This is a genomic window from Burkholderia sp. 9779_493, assembly GCF_015712215.1.
Taxonomy (GTDB): domain Bacteria; phylum Pseudomonadota; class Gammaproteobacteria; order Burkholderiales; family Burkholderiaceae; genus Burkholderia; species Burkholderia cenocepacia.
Genome location: NZ_JACCQA010000019.1, coordinates 76,402 through 92,591, shown reverse-complemented (window position 1 = coordinate 92,591; position 16,190 = coordinate 76,402). Strand labels below are relative to the sequence as shown.

Annotated in this window: 12 protein-coding genes; 7 read left to right on the top strand and 5 right to left on the bottom strand. The window is 67.5% G+C overall.

Annotated elements, in window-relative coordinates; translation table 11 throughout:
* Window positions 1-203: 203 nt before the first annotated feature.
* Entirely contained in the window at window positions 204-2,543 is a 2,340-nt protein-coding gene (locus tag H0X95_RS20655; protein WP_059722165.1) for a phosphocholine-specific phospholipase C, read from the bottom strand.
* Between the two features lie 580 nt (window positions 2,544-3,123).
* Between H0X95_RS20655 and H0X95_RS20650 the strand changes: the two genes are divergently transcribed.
* A complete protein-coding gene (locus tag H0X95_RS20650) occupies window positions 3,124-3,624 on the top strand; it encodes a GNAT family N-acetyltransferase (RefSeq protein WP_006490146.1) in 501 nt (166 codons plus the stop codon).
* A 259-nt stretch (window positions 3,625-3,883) separates the two neighbouring features.
* Complete coding sequence (locus tag H0X95_RS20645; protein ID WP_059722163.1) at window positions 3,884-5,479, top strand: thioredoxin family protein; 1,596 nt, start codon at window positions 3,884-3,886, stop codon at window positions 5,477-5,479.
* Window positions 5,480-5,518: 39 nt separating this feature from the next.
* Here the strand turns inward: H0X95_RS20645 and H0X95_RS20640 are convergent, their stop codons facing one another.
* Window positions 5,519-5,770, bottom strand: coding sequence for a DUF4148 domain-containing protein (locus tag H0X95_RS20640; RefSeq protein WP_059722249.1), 252 nt, complete (start codon window positions 5,768-5,770; stop codon window positions 5,519-5,521).
* 345 nt (window positions 5,771-6,115) lie between these two features.
* Entirely contained in the window at window positions 6,116-7,519 is a 1,404-nt protein-coding gene (locus tag H0X95_RS20635; protein ID WP_006490148.1) for a GntP family permease, read from the bottom strand.
* Between the two features lie 316 nt (window positions 7,520-7,835).
* On the opposite strand from H0X95_RS20635, the gene H0X95_RS20630 reads away from it, so the two are divergent.
* From H0X95_RS20630 to H0X95_RS20610, 5 genes are all read left to right on the top strand, one after another.
* On the top strand, window positions 7,836-9,323 hold the full coding sequence (locus H0X95_RS20630; protein WP_006494351.1) for a sigma-54 interaction domain-containing protein: 1,488 nt from the start codon (window positions 7,836-7,838) through the stop codon (window positions 9,321-9,323).
* Between the two features lie 54 nt (window positions 9,324-9,377).
* Window positions 9,378-9,905 carry a BON domain-containing protein gene (locus H0X95_RS20625; RefSeq protein ID WP_048987765.1) on the top strand — a complete coding sequence of 176 codons (528 nt, stop codon included), beginning with the start codon at window positions 9,378-9,380 and terminating at the stop codon, window positions 9,903-9,905.
* A gap of 61 nt (window positions 9,906-9,966) precedes the next feature.
* Window positions 9,967-10,239 carry a hypothetical protein gene (locus tag H0X95_RS20620; RefSeq protein WP_012493616.1) on the top strand — a complete coding sequence of 91 codons (273 nt, stop codon included), beginning with the start codon at window positions 9,967-9,969 and terminating at the stop codon, window positions 10,237-10,239.
* A gap of 103 nt (window positions 10,240-10,342) precedes the next feature.
* Window positions 10,343-10,648, top strand: coding sequence for an H-NS histone family protein (locus H0X95_RS20615; protein ID WP_006494353.1), 306 nt, complete (start codon window positions 10,343-10,345; stop codon window positions 10,646-10,648).
* A gap of 581 nt (window positions 10,649-11,229) precedes the next feature.
* On the top strand, window positions 11,230-13,587 hold the full coding sequence (locus tag H0X95_RS20610) for a GNAT family N-acetyltransferase (protein ID WP_059722161.1): 2,358 nt from the start codon (window positions 11,230-11,232) through the stop codon (window positions 13,585-13,587).
* Window positions 13,588-14,242: 655 nt separating this feature from the next.
* Here H0X95_RS20610 and H0X95_RS20605 read toward each other — a convergent pair.
* Window positions 14,243-14,794, bottom strand: a complete 552-nt coding sequence (locus tag H0X95_RS20605) for a hypothetical protein (RefSeq protein WP_034178622.1) — start codon at window positions 14,792-14,794, stop codon at window positions 14,243-14,245.
* 176 nt (window positions 14,795-14,970) lie between these two features.
* A complete protein-coding gene (locus tag H0X95_RS20600) occupies window positions 14,971-15,792 on the bottom strand; it encodes an IclR family transcriptional regulator (protein WP_006490143.1) in 822 nt (273 codons plus the stop codon).
* Window positions 15,793-16,190: the final 398 nt, after the last annotated feature.

The window sequence follows — 16,190 nt, the reverse complement described above, 5'->3', positions numbered from 1 at the left end:
TTTAACGCGAACGGGCCGCGACACGGAGCATTTTCGTGGGGGTGAAATGAGGGCTGCACCACCGATCCCTCTGATGTTTGAGCCGCGCCGGGCGGGCGTCTCAGCCGGATCGGGCACCAGGTGAAACCGGTGCCCGACCGGCGTTCGCGGCTACGCCGGCGCGGGTGGCGACACGCGCTGCGCCGCGCGTCGCCGCGGCGGCGTCAGAAGCGGTCGGCGAGCCCCATTGCCGGGTCGCTCACCGAGTGGCGGCCGGTTTCCACGCGGCCGGCCACGCGGCGCGAGAAGCTCGCGTCGCTGTCGGCGGTGACGATGAAGTCGTACCAATGGCCGGTCGAGTCGAGTTTCCAGTGCAGCTCGGACTGGTCGCCGGCGCGCACCGTGACGGTCCAGGTGGTGCCGGTGCCATGGCCGGTGGCGTTGTCGGCGCCGTGGCCATGACCGTTGCCGCGGTCGTCGTTTCCGCCGTGCCCGGACAGCGGCCCGTAGACCTGGTTCGATTTCACCGTGAAGCGCACCGTGCCGCCGCCGTCGTTGCGCAGCCGCAGATGGAGGTTGCCGCTCGCGCCCGCATAGCCGACGCGCACTTCGGGGTGCGGCGCACGCGCGCCGGCCAGACGGCTCAGGTCGCCGGTGAAGCGGCGGTGATAGCCGTTCGGGCCGAGCACCCACAGGTCATATTTGCCGCCATTGTCGGCGCGCGCGGCCCAGTCGCCGTGCAGCGTCTTGCCCGGCTCGACGACGTAGCGCTGCGGCAGCCGGTCGAGGTGCAGCTTGTCGTAGACGTGAAACACGGCGGCGGCGTGGCCGGTGTTCGCGAACTTCAGCGTGACCGTGCCGGCGCCGGCATCGGTGCGCGCGCTCGCGTGCAGTTCGTACGGCAACGCGCGCGACGGGCGCACGCCGGTCGCCTGCGTCGGCAGCGCGGGCGTGGCGGGCGGCACGATCTTCGGCGCGGTTTGCTGCGCGGCGCTCAGCGCGTCGACCTGGCTTTTCGTCGTACGGCCCGCGAGCGTCGGCAGCGGCTCGTTGTTCGGCGTGCGGAAGTTGAACGCGCTCGTCAGGTCGCCGCACACCGCGCGGCGGTACGCGCTGATCTGCGGCTCCGCGACGCCGAAGCGCTTCTCGAGGAAGCGCAGCGTCGACGTGTGGTCGAACACCTGCGAGTTGACCCAGCCGCCGCGGCTCCACGGCGACACGATCCACATCGGCACGCGCGGGCCCGGGCCGTACGGACGGCCGTCGACGGCCGGCTGGCTCGACGTCGCCGGCGTGAAGTCGTGGTATTCGACCGCGACGTCGGCGGCCGACAGCGTATGGCCGCCCGCGAGCGTGCCGTCGGGGTTGCGCGACGGCACGGCCGGCGACGGCATGTGGTCGAAGAAACCGTCGTTCTCGTCGTAGTTGACCAGCAGCACGGTCTTGCTCCAGACCTCCGGGTTCGCCGTCAGCGCGTCGAGCACGGCCTGCACGTACCAGCCGCCCTGCGCGGGGCTCGACGGCCCCGGGTGTTCGCTGTACGCGGACGGCGGGATGATCCACGACACTTCCGGCAGCTTGCCGTTGCGGATGTCGTCGCGGAACGTCTCGAGAAAGCCGTACGGCATCGTGTTGCCGAAGCCCTTCGCGAGCGGGCTCAGCGGGTCGTCGATCGCCGGATCGTAGAACGCGCCGGCCGCCGTCACCGGCTGCGTGATGTCGGTCGACGCGACGTACGTGGGCCGGCGCGCGGCCGGCATCTGCTCGATCGCCGCGCGCCAGTGGCGGAAGCTCATCATCTCGTTGCAGCCGAAGTTGTCGATCAGGCTCTGGTAGACCTTCCAGTTCACGCCGGCCTGTTGCAGCCGGTCGGCATAGGTCGTCCAGGTCCAGCCCTGGCTCGACGGGCCGATGTCGTTGCCGCCGTTGAACTGGTTGTTCAGCGCGGCGATCTTCACGCGGTTGCCGTCGGTCGGGCTGATGCCATTCGGGCCGTTGGTGCCGCTCCAGTAGAACAGGCGGTTCGCGATCGTGCCCGTGTGCATCCCGCAGTGGTAGTGGTCGCACAGCGTGAACGCATCGGCGAGCGCGCGCTGGAACGGCACCTCGGCCGCGTCGTAGTAGCCCATCGACAGCGGCGTCTTTGCGTCGGGCCAGCGGTTCATCCGGCCGTGGTCCCACGCGGCCTGCGCATCGGCCCACGTGTGCGGCGTGCCGCCCGCGCGCTGCGCGTTGCCCTGGCGCGCGTCGAGGTGATACGGCGTCACGGTCGCGGCGGGCGTCGCCTTCGTGTACGCCTGGTAGAACACGTCGCGGCCGTTCGGCGACGGCACCGCGAAGCGGTCGCCGTAGCCGCGCACGCCCTTGAACGTGCCGAAGTAGCTGTCGAACGCACGGTTCTCCATCATCAGCAGCACGACGTGCTTGACGTCCTGGATGGTCCCCGTTTCGTGGAAGGCGGGAATCGCGAGCGCGCGGCGGATGCTCGGCGGAAACGCGGACAGCGCGGCGGCGGCGAGGCCGGAACCGGCGGTTTGCTGAAGGAATTTGCGGCGTGACGTCATGGCGTTCGGATCCTGTGAGGGTGGGAGCGTTCGTGCGTTCGTCTGGCGGTGCCCGGGCGTCGTCTCGCGCCGGAACGACCGGCGATGCGTGCGCGTTGGGCGCATCGGACGCCTGTTGCGGCGGTGCGCGCATCGCCCGATGCGCGACGTCGCGCGGCTGCCGCGGCCGCCGTCGCGATCCTGCGCGCCGCGCGCTCGTGGTGCGCGGGGCAGGAGTCGGCACACACCGGGCCGGCGCATGCCGGGCTGGGGCGGCGCCCAGTCTAGGGACGCGACATGACGCAGGCGTGATGAAGAAATGACATCGCATGTCGCGCACGTGACGTTGCGTGCGCAACGATTCGTTCGAGCGCGATGCGAGATCGAAAACGGTAAGAAATTACCGATCGCCGCACGCGTGACCGGTCAGAATTTTCCGGATGGGCGCGGATCGCGCGAGCGCGCTTGGTTGCGGATGCAACCTGACGTGCAACGGCGTGACACCCGTGTTTCAAATGCGTGAAATCGGCTAAGCTCGATGCGTTGCTGCGCGCCTGCGCAGTCCGCGCGTTCGGCGCGACTTTTCGGAACCGGCCCACCCATGACCGATATCACGATCCGGCACAGCGAGACGCACGACGTCGACGCGATCCGGCAGATCGCCGCGCATCCCGCGGTGTACATGAATACGTTGCAGCAGCCGTTTCCGTCGCTCGAAAAATGGCGGAAGCGGCTCGACAACGTGCGCGAGCACGGCGTGAGCCTCGTCGCCGAAATCGACGGCACGGTGGTCGGCCATCTCGGTCTGCATCCCGAGCCGAATCCGCGCCGGCGCCACGCGGCGGCGCTCGGCATGATGGTCGACGCGGCGCGTCACGGGCGCGGCATCGGCGGTCGGTTGCTCGCGGCCGCGATCGATCTCGCGGAGAACTGGCTGAACATCACGCGTCTCGAGCTGACCGTGTTTACCGACAACCGCGCGGCGATCGCGCTCTACGAGAAACACGGTTTCCGCATCGAGGGCGAATCGCCGGATTACGCGTTGCGCGACGGCGTGCATGCGTCCGTGTATCACATGGCCCGGCTCAAGGCGCGGCCGTGAAGGGCCGGCCGCTGCGGACGTGACGGCACACGCGGCCGCGATGCCGCGCGTCATATTCAATCGAGAATTCGTTCGTTTTCCTTCGGCTGTACCCGTCGTATCGTCGAACGATTTGCCGGTCGCCGCGGCCGGCTTCGCTTTTCCGTATCGATGCATGCGCGGCGCTGCAGGTCGGCCGGCCTCGTCGTCATCGCTTCACGGCCCTCGTTGCGTGCGCGGCATCTCCCTGAAACCGTCTTGTTCAACGGAACCCGCTTCGATGAAAACCGTTCTTCGCAATCTCACCGCCGCCTGCCTGTTCGCCGCCGCCGGTGCGGCGCTTGCCGCTGCCGCGCCCGCGGGCGTCCCGGTGGCGAACGCATCGCCCGACGGTGCGCATCTGCCGCCCGGCATCGCGTGGCAACACGGCGACGTCGACGCCGCATTCGCGCTCGCGAAGCGCGAGGGCAAGCCGCTGCTGCTGTACTGGGGCGCGGTATGGTGTCCGTCGTGCAACCAGGTGAAGTCGACGATCTTCAGTCAGCAGGCCTTCAAGACGCGCTCGTCGTTCTTCGTGCCCGTGTATCTCGACGGCGATACCGAGAGCGCGCAGAAGCTCGGCGAGCGTTTCAAGGTGCACGGCTATCCGACGATGATCCTGTTCCGCCCCGACGGCACCGAAGTGACGCGGCTGCCGGGCGAAGCCGATCTCGACCGCTACATGCAGGCGCTGTCGCTCGGGATGACGGCCGCGCACCCGGTGCGGCAGACGCTCGCGACGGCGCTGAAGAACGGCGCGTCGCTGACGCCGGACGAATGGCGCCTGCTGGCCGACTATTCATGGGATACCGACGGTGCGCTGCCGGTGCCGGCCGATCGCGTCGCGCAGACGCTGCAGTCGCTCGCGCAACGCGCACGGGCGGCCGGGGCGAAAGCCGAAGCGGCGCGCTTCGCGCTGAAGTCGGCGGTGGTCGCCGCGTCGGACGACCCGACGCAGGCCGGTGCGCTCGACAAGGCCGCGCTGGCCGATTCGCTGCGCACGGTGCTGCACGATGCCGCGCTGTCGCGGGCCGATTCGGACGTGCTGGTCGCGGCCCCTGCGCGCGTGGTCGCGTATCTCGGCGGCGACGACGCGCAGCGCACGAAATTGCGCGGCGCGTACGACACGGCGCTGGCGCGCCTGTCGACCGACACCACGCTGTCGTCGATCGACCGGCTGATGGCGCTGCACGGCCGCGTGCTGCTCGCGCGCGGCGATGCGCGCAAGGGCACGCCGGCTGCGGCATCGGTGCTGGCCGACACCGCGCGCAAGCAGATCGCCGCGTCGGTGCAGGGCGCGGCGAACGCGTACGAGCGGCAGGCGCTCGTCAGCGAAGGCGCGGACACGCTGACCGACGCCGGCCTGTACGACGAATCGGATGCGTTGCTGAAGGCCGAGCTGCCGCGTTCGTCCACGCCGTACTATTTCATGTCGGGGCTGGCCGCGAACGCGAAGGCGCGCGGCGACAAGGCGGCGGCGCTCGACTGGTATCGCAAGGCGTACGACGCGGCGAACGGGCCGGCGACCAAGCTGCGCTGGGGCGCGACTTACTTCGCGAATGCGGTGGAACTGGCGCCGAACGATGCGGCGCGCATCGAAGGAATTGCCGCCAGTGTGCTCGCGCAGGCCGACAAGACCCGCGACGCGTTCTACGGCGCGAACCTGCGCGCGCTGACCAAGGTCGTCACGCAGTTGAACCGCTGGCGCGGCAGCGGCGCGCACGACGCGTCGGTCAGGTCGGTCGTCAAGCAGTTCGACGGTGTGTGCGGGAAGCTGCCGGCCGGCGATCCGCAGGCGGCGGCGTGCGCGAAGCTGATCCAGCCCGTGAAGGCGTAACGACGCGCGAGCGCATCGTCGAGCGGGCCGGACGTTCCGTTACCGGCCCGACTGCGACGACGCGCCGCGGTCGCTGCCGTATCCGGCGTCGTGCTGGCGGGCGATCTTCGCTTCGGCGGACATGATGCTGGCCGGATAGAACCAGTCGCTCGACTGGAAGCCGGCCTGCTTGAGCGCCTTGACTTCGGCGTGGACCTGCGCGCGCGCGAGCGGCTGGTTCGACTGGGCTTGCGCGGCAAACGGGGCCGAGACGGCCAGGGCGATGGCGACGGCAGGGATCAGGCGCTTCATGATCGGGACCTCCACGATTCCGGTGAATCGCAGCGCTTCGTTCGTCGAAGCGCCAGGCGACATTGAAACCAGTGTAGGCCCGGGCGGAGGTGTGAAAAATGCGATCGCGCCCAACGCAGTGTTTTGCTCCCGGCAACAATCGGCGGATGGCGGCGGGGCCGCGCAATGCGGCCGGGCGGCCCCACGCGCGCGCGGGCACGGTGGCGTGGATTGGACCTGATTGGCCGGGCAGGGAAATGAAATCGGACCGGATGCGCATTCCGGAATCCGTTCCGGTGCGCATGCGGTCCGATCCTGAAGCGCGATGCGGACGGCGACGTACGAACGCCGCCTCGATGCCAGGGCTTACACGAGCCCCGTGGCGTAGTAGACGGCGATCACGAAGAACACCGCGAGCGTCTTGATGACGGTGACCGCGAAGATGTCGCGATACGACTCGCGGTGCGTGAGGCCCGTGACCGCGAGCAGCGTGATGACCGCGCCGTTGTGCGGCAGCGTGTCCATGCCGCCGCTCGCCATCGCGACGACCCGGTGCAGTACGTCCATCGGGATGTTAGCCGCCTGTGCGCCCTTGATGAACAGGTCCGACATCGCGGCGAGCGCGATGCTCATGCCGCCCGACGCCGAGCCCGTGATGCCGGCGAGCGAACTGACCGACACGGCAGCGTTGACGAGCGGGTTCGGGATGCTCTTCAACGCATCGCTGACGACGAGGAAGCCCGGCAGCGCGGCGATCACGCCGCCGAAGCCGTATTCCGACGCGGTGTTCATCGCGGCGAGCAGCGCGCCGGCGACGGCGGCCTTGGAGCCGGCCGCGAAGCGGTCGCTGACACGCTTGAATGCCGTCAGCACGACCAGCACGATACCGAGCAGCAGCGCAGCCTCGACCGACCAGATCGCGACGACGGTCTTGATCGACGTCGTGACCGGCGCGTGCACGCCGGGCAGCACGTCCGGCGCGACCGTGTACGACGCGGCGCCGTACCACTGCGGGATCAGCTTCGTGAATGCGAAGTTCGACACGCCGACGAGGATCAGCGGCAGGATCGCCAGCGCGGGATGGGGCAGCGCCTTCGCCTCGACGCGTTCCGGCTCGTTGACGAGCGACGTGCCGTAGCCTTCGCCCTTCGCCATCGCCGAACGGCGGCGCCATTCGAGATACGTGAGGCCGACGACGATGATGAACAGCGAGCCGATCGTACCGAGCGCGGGCGCGGCCCAGGCGGTCGTCTTGAAGAACGTGGTCGGGATGATGTTCTGGATCTGCGGCGTGCCGGGCAGCGAATCCATCGTGAACGAGAACGCGCCGAGGGCGATCGCGCCGGGCATCAGTCGTTTCGGGATGTTGCTCTGGCGATAGAGTTCGGCCGCGAACGGATAGACCGCGAACACCACGACGAACAGCGAGACACCGCCATAGGTGAGCAGCGCGCACACCGCGACGATCACCGCATTCGCGCGCGAGCGGCCGATGTAGCGGATCGCCGCATGGACGATCGATTCGGAGAACCCGGACAGTTCGATCACCTTGCCGAACACGGCGCCGAGCATGAAGACCGGGAAGTACAGTTTGACGAAGCCGACCATCTTCTCCATGAAGATGCCGGAGAAGACCGGTGCGACGGCGGCGGGTTCGGTCAGGAGCACCGCGCCGAGCGCGGCGATCGGCGCGAACAGGATCACGCTGTAGCCGCGATACGCGGCGAACATCAGGAACGCCAGCGCGGCGAGGACGATCACGAAAGACAAGGGAGTCTCCTAATGGCTTTGGTTGTTGTTCGATCGCGCGACGCGCCGCGGACCGGCTCAGGTTCGTGCAGGTTTCGTGCCATCGGCCGGATTGCGCCGCCGGACATGGGCCCGCCGGCGGCCGGCGGGCCCGCGCCGGCGCAAGTCTGACGATTCTACATAAAACGTCTCCATCCGGAGACGTTTCGGCCATCCGGTCACCCCTCGAAATCGTGCAGGGCATTCCCGGACAACGCATTGCGACGTGTCTCCATAGTGAGATAATCCGTCTCGTTCCGGAGACATCCGGTCGACGATACACGGAGACGAAGACACGATGATGAACGACTGGGCGCGCCTGCCCGTCAACTACGGCGACGTGCTGCGGCGCGCCGCCGAGTCGCTGTTCCGGACCTTCGAGGATTCGAGTGCGGGTACGGTGGTCGTCGATCGCGACGCGCGCGTCGTGTGGATGAACGAACGTTACGCGGCGCGCTTCGGTTTCGCCGATCCGCAGCAGGCCGTCGGCCTCGACTGCGAGGCCGTGATCCCGAACAGCCTGATGCGGGAGGTGGTGTCGACCGGACAGCCGATCCTGCTCGACATCATGGAGACGGGCCGCGAGCCGCTCGTCGTCACGCGCCTGCCGTTGAAGAACGAGGCCGGCGAGACGGTCGGCGCGATCGGCTTCGCACTGTTCGACCAGTTGAAGACGCTCACGCCGATTTTTTCCCGCTACGCGCAGCTTCAGCAGCAACTGATCGCGACGCAGCGCTCGCTCGCCCAGGCGCGCCGCGCGAAATACACGTTCGCGAGCTTCGTCGGCACGAGTGCCGCGAGCCTCGAGACCAAGCGCCAGGCGCGCCGCGCCGCGCAGGTCGATTCACCGGTGCTGCTGCTCGGCGAGACGGGCACCGGCAAGGAGTTGCTCGCCCATGCGATTCACGCGGCGTCGGCGCGTGCGCTCCAGCCGCTCGTGACCGTCAACGTCGCCGCGATTCCCGACACGCTGCTCGAAACCGAATTCTTCGGCGCGGCGCCGGGCGCGTACACCGGTGCCGATCGGAAGGGACGCGTCGGCAAGTTCGAGCTGGCCGATCGCGGCACGCTGTTTCTCGACGAGATCGGCGACATGCCGCTGCCGTTGCAGGGCAAGCTGCTGCGCGTGCTGCAGGACAAGGAGTTCGAGCCGGTCGGCTCGAACCGGATCGTGCGCGCGGACGTGCGCATCATCGCCGCCACGTCGGCCGACCTGCCGGCGCTGGTGACGGCCGGGCGTTTTCGCGCGGATCTCTATTACCGGCTGAACGTGCTGACGATCCATGCACCGCCGCTGCGCGAACGCGCATCCGACATCGCGGCGCTGGTTTATGCGACGCTCGAGGAGCTGGCGGCCCAGCACGGACGCGCCGCGCACTGCGAGCTGACCGACGATGCGCTGCGGATGCTGTGCGCGTATCCGTGGCCCGGCAACGTGCGCGAGTTGCGCAATACGCTCGAACGCGCGCTGATGCTGTCGGACCGTTCGGTGATCGATGCGCGCGCGCTCGCGCCGTTTCTCGGGCCGGTGCGGATCTCGCCGGACGGCGCGGCGCCGGCGCAGCAGGGTGGCGCGGTGCCGGCCGAACAGCGCGCGGACGATGCGTCGACGGCATCCGGTGCGCCGGCCGCCTCGTATGCCGATGCGCTGGCGGCGTGGGAGCGTCAGTTCCTGACCGACGCACTCGCGGCCTGTGACGGGAAGGTCGTCGAAGCGGCCGCGCGCATCGGCATCGGTCGCGCGACGCTGTACAAGAAACTGGCGGCGCTCGGCATCGACCGATAGGCCGATCGGCGATGCCGATGCGGCCCGATGTAATGCATCGAACAGGAGATCACGATGAAACGGATCGGCATCGCAGGGGCGCTGACCATGTTGCTGGCGAGCTTCGCATTCGCGCAGGCCGGCGACGCCGACACGGCCGACGCGCGGCGCAACTGGTACAACGACCCGTTCGTCGCGCTGTCGCAAGACGTCGCCGAATGCCCGTTGCCGCTCGGCCCGTGGATGACGCGCGCGGAGATGACGGACGATGCGCACTATCGCGCCGAACGCGGCACGACCTGCTGGCTCGCCCATCGCTGCACGAAGCCGAACTCGTATATGTACGACGCGTCGATCGCCGATGCGGCGAAGGCGCACTTCGCCGGCTCCGATCGTCTGCGCGGCACGAGCCTGTGGATCACCGTGCAGCGACGTTTCATCTACGTCGAAGGATGTGCGGATACGAGCGTCGATCGCCAGGCGTTGCAACGCGAATTCGAGGCGCTTCCGGACGTCGAGCAGGTGTTCATTCGCATCACCGACGATCCGCGCAAGCGCTTGCCGTACAAGGCGCGCGGACAACCCGACCGCGCGCCGGACTGACGCTCGACGGGCCGCCCATGGCATACTCGCGACATTCAAAAAAAGGTTGACGGGAACCATAATGAAACACATGCTTGCGTCGGTCTGTCGGTGGCCTCGGGCGGCCGTGATGTTGGCTCTGGTTGCAGGGCTCGGCGGGTGCGGTGGCGGTGCTCCGCTGTTCACTTCGGACGGGCGCCCGACCACTCAGGTGCAATGCACCGGCAGCGACTGGAGCAATTGCACGGACAATGCCCGGGCCATGTGCAACGGAGATTTCGACGTGATCCAGCAATCGACGGATGACGCCGTGCGAAATCTTCTCTTCGCGTGCAAGAAGAAGAGCGGTTATTGATCCCGAAATGACCGGCTGAGGAGACCACGATCGGGCGAAGCGCTTTTCTGTTTGCTTGGTGTTACCTATTTTTCACGAATAACACTCACGGAGTCCCATCCATATGGCGACCTACAGGCAACTGTCCGCACAGCTCGAACGGCTTCAGCAAAAGATCGACAAGGAACGTGAAAAGGCGATTGCCGACGCGATTGCCGAAATCCGCGCGAAAATCGACGAATACGACATTACGCCGGAAGAACTCGGTTTTCGCCCGGCAGGATCGGGCGCAGCCGCTGCCGCCGCGAAGCCCAAGCGGACCTTGCCGCCGAAGTACCTGAACCCGAAGACGGGCGAGACCTGGAGTGGTCGCGGGCGGGCGCCGGCATGGCTCGGCAAGAATCGCGGACGTTTCCTGATCAAGGACTGACTCCCGAAAATCCTCACCTTTCGCGTATCGACTGACGGTGCGAACGGCCATGCGGCCTTCGCACCGTTTTGTTTTTGGGCGGTCGCCATGCGATTTTCCGTCGCGAATTGAAGTGCAATGCCGCGCAATGAACGGATCCCGTTTTGCGAATTCGCCGCGATCCGACTGCATATTGCGGGGAATTTCCGTAAACAGGCGCGTAATGGCGCAATGCACGCGCATTGGCATTCGCCATTTTCGCGGTGCATGCGCGACGCGGACTTTCATCACCTTTCGCGTGTTGGCGCGGTATGTCGTGCGATTCCCGAAGATACTCACCATGGCTCCTGTAAAACCTCACCTCTGAGCGCGCGACTGCAGCATCGTGCCGCGTTGCCTGCATCGTGCGAGCGGCACTGCGATGCCGGGCCGCGTGTGTTGCAGACCCATGATGCGAGCGTTGACGTCCGTCGAATAGTCGGCCGTTCGGCATATAGGCAGTCGCAGGCGCTTCGCCTATGCTTGGGGTTCGCGTCGATCGGCGCACGGCCCGCGTGGCCGCATGCCGATCGTGTCGTCTTTCGCCACCGCAGGGAGCCGATGTGACCGTTCGCCATCTCGATGCGTTGTTCCAGCCCAAGTCCGTTGCGGTCGTCGGCGCGTCGTCGCGCGCGGGCAGTATCGGCGCGATGGTGTGGTCGCGTGTGCTCGACGGCGCGTTCCAGGGGCCTGTCTGGCCGGTCAATCCGAAATATCGCGAGCTGGACGGGCATCCGGTCGTCTCGGATGTGGACCGATTGCCCGCGCCGCCGTCGGTTGCCGTGATCTGCACGCCGCCCGCGACCTGGGCCGGCATCGTGCGCAAGCTCGGTGAGCTGGGCACGCGGGTCGCGGTGATCGTCGGCGAGGCGCGCACCGATGCCGATCGCGCCGCGGTCGATCGCACGCTGAAGGCGGCGAAGCCGTTCGTGCTCCGTATCGTCGGGCCCGGCAGCCTCGGCGTGTTGTCGCCGGCGCGGCATGCGCATTTCGGCGCGCCTGCGTATACGGCGCGGTCGGGCGGCGTTGCATGGGTATCGCAATCGAATGCGTTGACGAACGCGGTGCTCGGCTGGGCCCATGCGCGGGGCCTCGGCTTTTCGCATGTCGTCGCGCTCGGCGGCGAATCGGACGTCGATGCGGGTGACGTTCTCGACTATCTGGCGAGCGATCCCGGCACGCGCGCGATCCTGCTCGAGCTCGATACCGTGCGCGCGGCGCGCAAGTTCATGTCGGCGGCGCGCGCGGCCGCACGCAACAAGCCGGTGCTCGCGTTACGTACCGGCCGTGCCGATCCCGGCGATGCGCTCTACACGGCGGCGTTCCAGCGCGCGGGTATGGTGCGCGTCGATGCGCTCGACGACCTGCTCGACGAAATCGAGACGCTCGGCGTGGGCCGCGTCACCGCACGGGGGGCGGCGACGCTCGTGACCAGCGATGCGGGCGTGGCGAAACTCGCGGTCGATGCGGTGGCCGAGGTGCGCGACGTGCTGACCGGCTGGTCGCCCGCGGCCACGTCGGCCGTCGCGGCCGCGCTGCCGCATCTCGCGGCGCCGGGCAATCCGCTCACGCTGGGCGACGATGCACGCCCCGAACACTTTGCCGCGGCGATCAAGGCGCTCGCCCCGTTTCCGCAGACGGGCACGCTGTTCGTCGTTCATTCCACTTCACACAGTGCGCCGGCCGACCTGGTCGCGCGCACGCTGATCGATTCGCGGCAGTACGCGCATCGCGGCATCCTCGCGTGTTTCTTCGGCGCGGTCGATGCGGCGACACGCGATGCGCTGCACGCGAACGGTATTCCGGTGCACACGACGCCGCAGCGGCTCGCACGTGCGTATGCGCGTCTCGTCGACTACAACCTCGGGCGCCAGCTGCTGATGCAGACGCCGGAGGGCACGCCGCCGCAGCCGGCCGAATGCGTGGCGTCCGCCCAGGCCGACGCGCGCCGCATGGTCGAAGCCGGGCAGCATGAACTGGCCGGCGAAGCCGCGCTGCGCTGGCTGTCCCATTTCGGTCTGCAGGGCGAGCAATCCAGCGAGCCGGCCGGCAAGAAGGTCGTCGATATCACGGTCGACATGTATGACGATTCGAACTTCGGTCCGGTGTTTCGCTACGCCGTGCCGCCGGCGGATGGCGTATCGGCGCCGTTCGTCGTCTACGGTCTGCCGCCGCTGAACACCGTGCTCGCCCGCGCGGTGATGGAGCGCTCGCCGTATGCGCGCAGCACGCCCGTCGAGCCGACGCTCGACGCGCTGACGGCGCTGTCGCAGGTCGTTTGCGACGTGCGCGAAGTCGTTGCGATGTCGGTCACGCTGCGCGTGCTGTCCGACCGCGCATGGGTCGTCGCGCCGCGCATCACGTTGGCTGCAGGGCGCAGCCGGCTCGCGATCATGCCGTATCCGCGGCACCTCGAGCAGACGCTCGAGTGGCATGGCGAGACGGTGACGATCCGTCCGATCCGTCCGGAGGACGAGGCCGCACACAACGAGCTGCTCGGTGCGATGACGCCGGAAGATCTGCGGATGCGTTTCTTCGGCGCGGTGCGCAGCTTCGATCATTCGCAGGTGGCGCGCATGACGCAGATCGACTACGACCGCGAGATGGCGTTCATCGTGTCGTTCACCGATGTGTCGGGGCGCGACCACACGCTCGCGGTGGCGCGCGCGGTCGCCGATCCCGACAACGAGACGGCGGAGTTCGCGATCGCGGTACGGCCCGACCAAAAGGGCAAGGGGCTCGGCCGGCTGATGATGATGCGCATCATCGACTACGCACGCTCGCGCGGCACCGCGTGGATGGTCGGCGAGGCGTTGCGCGAGAATACGGCGATGATTTCGCTCGCGAAATCGTGCGGGTTTGCGGTATCGACGACGGAGGAGCCGGGCGTCGTCGGGTTCAGGATGAAGTTGCAACCGTAGGCGTCAGTCTGTGGTCCCACGTTGCGAAGGTAACGCATGGCGTCGATGCTGCAATGTCTCGCCATGCCGCACGGTCACTCAGGAATGCAAAGGAGTTGAAACCAGTATCCGGCATGAAGCGCTCGCCGACGTGGCGAACCTGCCGGTCGAGGCGATATCGTGAAGCCCGCATCATGTCGGCAGAGGCGCGCCAGCGTGCTGCGATATTCGCCCTGCGCAACCGTTTCAAGCGATGTGCTTGCACGCATTCGTGGCCCTATTCCGGCTTCGCACATGCAAAGCCATCACGAAGGTGAGACTTTTCGGGAGCGGCGAGTGAGCTTTTCCGGGACAGCGCGGTGAGCCGATACGGGAGCGTTCGGTGAGCTTTCCCGGGAACGGCCGATGAGCGCCTGCGGGAAAGGCCGGTGAGCCTTTCCGGGACACCTCGGTGAGCACTTGCGGGAGCGATCGGTGAGGATGTTCGGGAGGCGTCAGTAAGCGTCTCCAGGAGCCTTCGGTGAGACTTTACGGGAGGCTGCGGTGAGCGCTTGCGGGATGCCGAGGTGAGCTTTTTCGGGAGCATGCGAACGCACGCCTGCCGCGGGCGCCGCGCCGGCCAATGCCGGCGTGACGCGCGGGTGTGGGCACGCAGGAAGCGTGCCCACGATCACATTCACGCAGCGAGTTTCGACGCCGCGTCGTTCACCTGATCACGCGAAATCGCGAGTTCCTCGAGGTGTGGATCGGCATAGACGGCACCGGTTTCGCGCTCGAGGCGGGCGATCGTCAGCGCACAGCGCGCGGCGTCTTTCGGCATCGCGATGAAGCGCTTGACCGACTCGCCGGACGTGAACGCGTCGAACAGTGCGCCGCGCACGTCGTCCGGAAGCGTCTTGGTCCACTGGTACGGCTTGCCGTTGAACGTGATCGACGGCGGCAGCGTGCGTTCCTTCTTGGTCGCCGTGATGAGCCCGTAGGTGCGCGCCGCGTCGCCGATCTGCTCGGGCGAGAAGAGTTCGTCAGGCGTGATGTCGAACTGCTCGATGTAGTTCTCGATCGCCTGCATTGCGGCGGCACGATCGTCGCGCTTCTTCTGCGCGCGCGCGACGATATCGCGCAGTTCGTCCGCTTCCTCGGGCGTGATCGTGAAGCTTGCCTGCTTCTGCTGAAGTTCGGAGAAACGCTGGAATTCTTGATCGTTCAGAAGTTTGGCCATGACATCCATCGGACACGACGGCCGCGACAACCGGCCGCCGTAGTTTTTGAGAGGGCCGCTATTCTAGCGTAGCGCCGCGGCTGCCCGATGCGACATCGCGCATCGGGCACCGCGCGGGCGTCGTGCGCAATCGCACCCGGCGCCGCTGCGCGATGCCCGGTGCGCGTTGGCGGCGAACCCGCGCGTCAGCAGGTCTCGGTGCGGCACATCGACAGATGGGCGGCCGTGTCGCGCAGTGCGTCGACGACCACGTCGACGGTCGGCGCCATGTGCGCATCGATCCGTCGCATGTACGGACACGTCAGCACGGCCATCGCATGGCCGGCCGGCCCGAGGATCGGCACGGTCAGGTCGGTCACGCCGTAGGCCTGGCGGCTGTCCTGGCGCAGGTAGCCGGACTGCCGGATCGACTGGCATGCATTCGCGAGCTCCTGCTCGTTCAGCGGCGTTTCGCCCTTGACCTTGCGGTGTTCGGCCAGCATGTGCGCGCGTTGCTCGGGGCCCTGGAACGCCAGCAGCGTGCGTCCCGACGCGGTATCGGCGAGCCCGACGCGCGAGCCGAGCCGGACCGACACGCCCCACGGGCCAGGCCCGTCCACTTGCGCGATCACGAGCAGGTTGCCGCGATCGTAGACGGACAGGTGGCACGATTGCTCGGCGGCATCGGCGAAGCGCTGCATCGGCGGCAGCGCTTCGGCGATCAGCCGGTTCATCGGTGGATGCCGGTGCGCAAGCGCGAACAACTTGAGGCTGAGCGTATAGCGGTCGCCGCCGGTCGAACGCATCACGTAGCGGCGTGCGACGAGGCGTTCGAGCATCCGGTAGATCTCGCTCGCGTTACGGCCGAGTTCCTTCGTGATTTCGGTGCGGGTGAGTCCTTCCTTCTGCTCGGACAGGAGTTCGAGAATATCGAGGCCCTTGTCGAGCGCGGGTGCGCGATAGCGGTCGATAGCGGCCATCGATTCCCGTGCGTCGCTGCCGGGAAGCGGGTCGTTGGTTGTCTGCATTGTCGGTGTGAGGTTGGGGGATTACCGTCGATCGGTTGGCGACGCACGCTGGCCGGTTCTGCACGCGTATAGGGCGGGCCCGCGGATGGCAATGAAAGCCATCCGTATGAGCTTAGCAATAAACATACAGTGTGCAATGCAGCGTCTTTTTACCGATCATTACCGGACAAGAACGGATGGGCAAACGTTTCCGATGACAGGGGCACCCCGAATAGCCAGTATTCATGCACCGATGGCAGGCGCCACTACGAACGATGGTCGTTCCACCGACGCCGGTGCGGCGCGTGCTGCGCCGCAGCGTCGGCAGGCGCACCAATAGTCGGTATCCGTCGCGCGTCATTTCACGGCGCGCGGCCGATGGTACAAAGGCTTGCGGGCCAGCGACGGCGCGGCCGCGC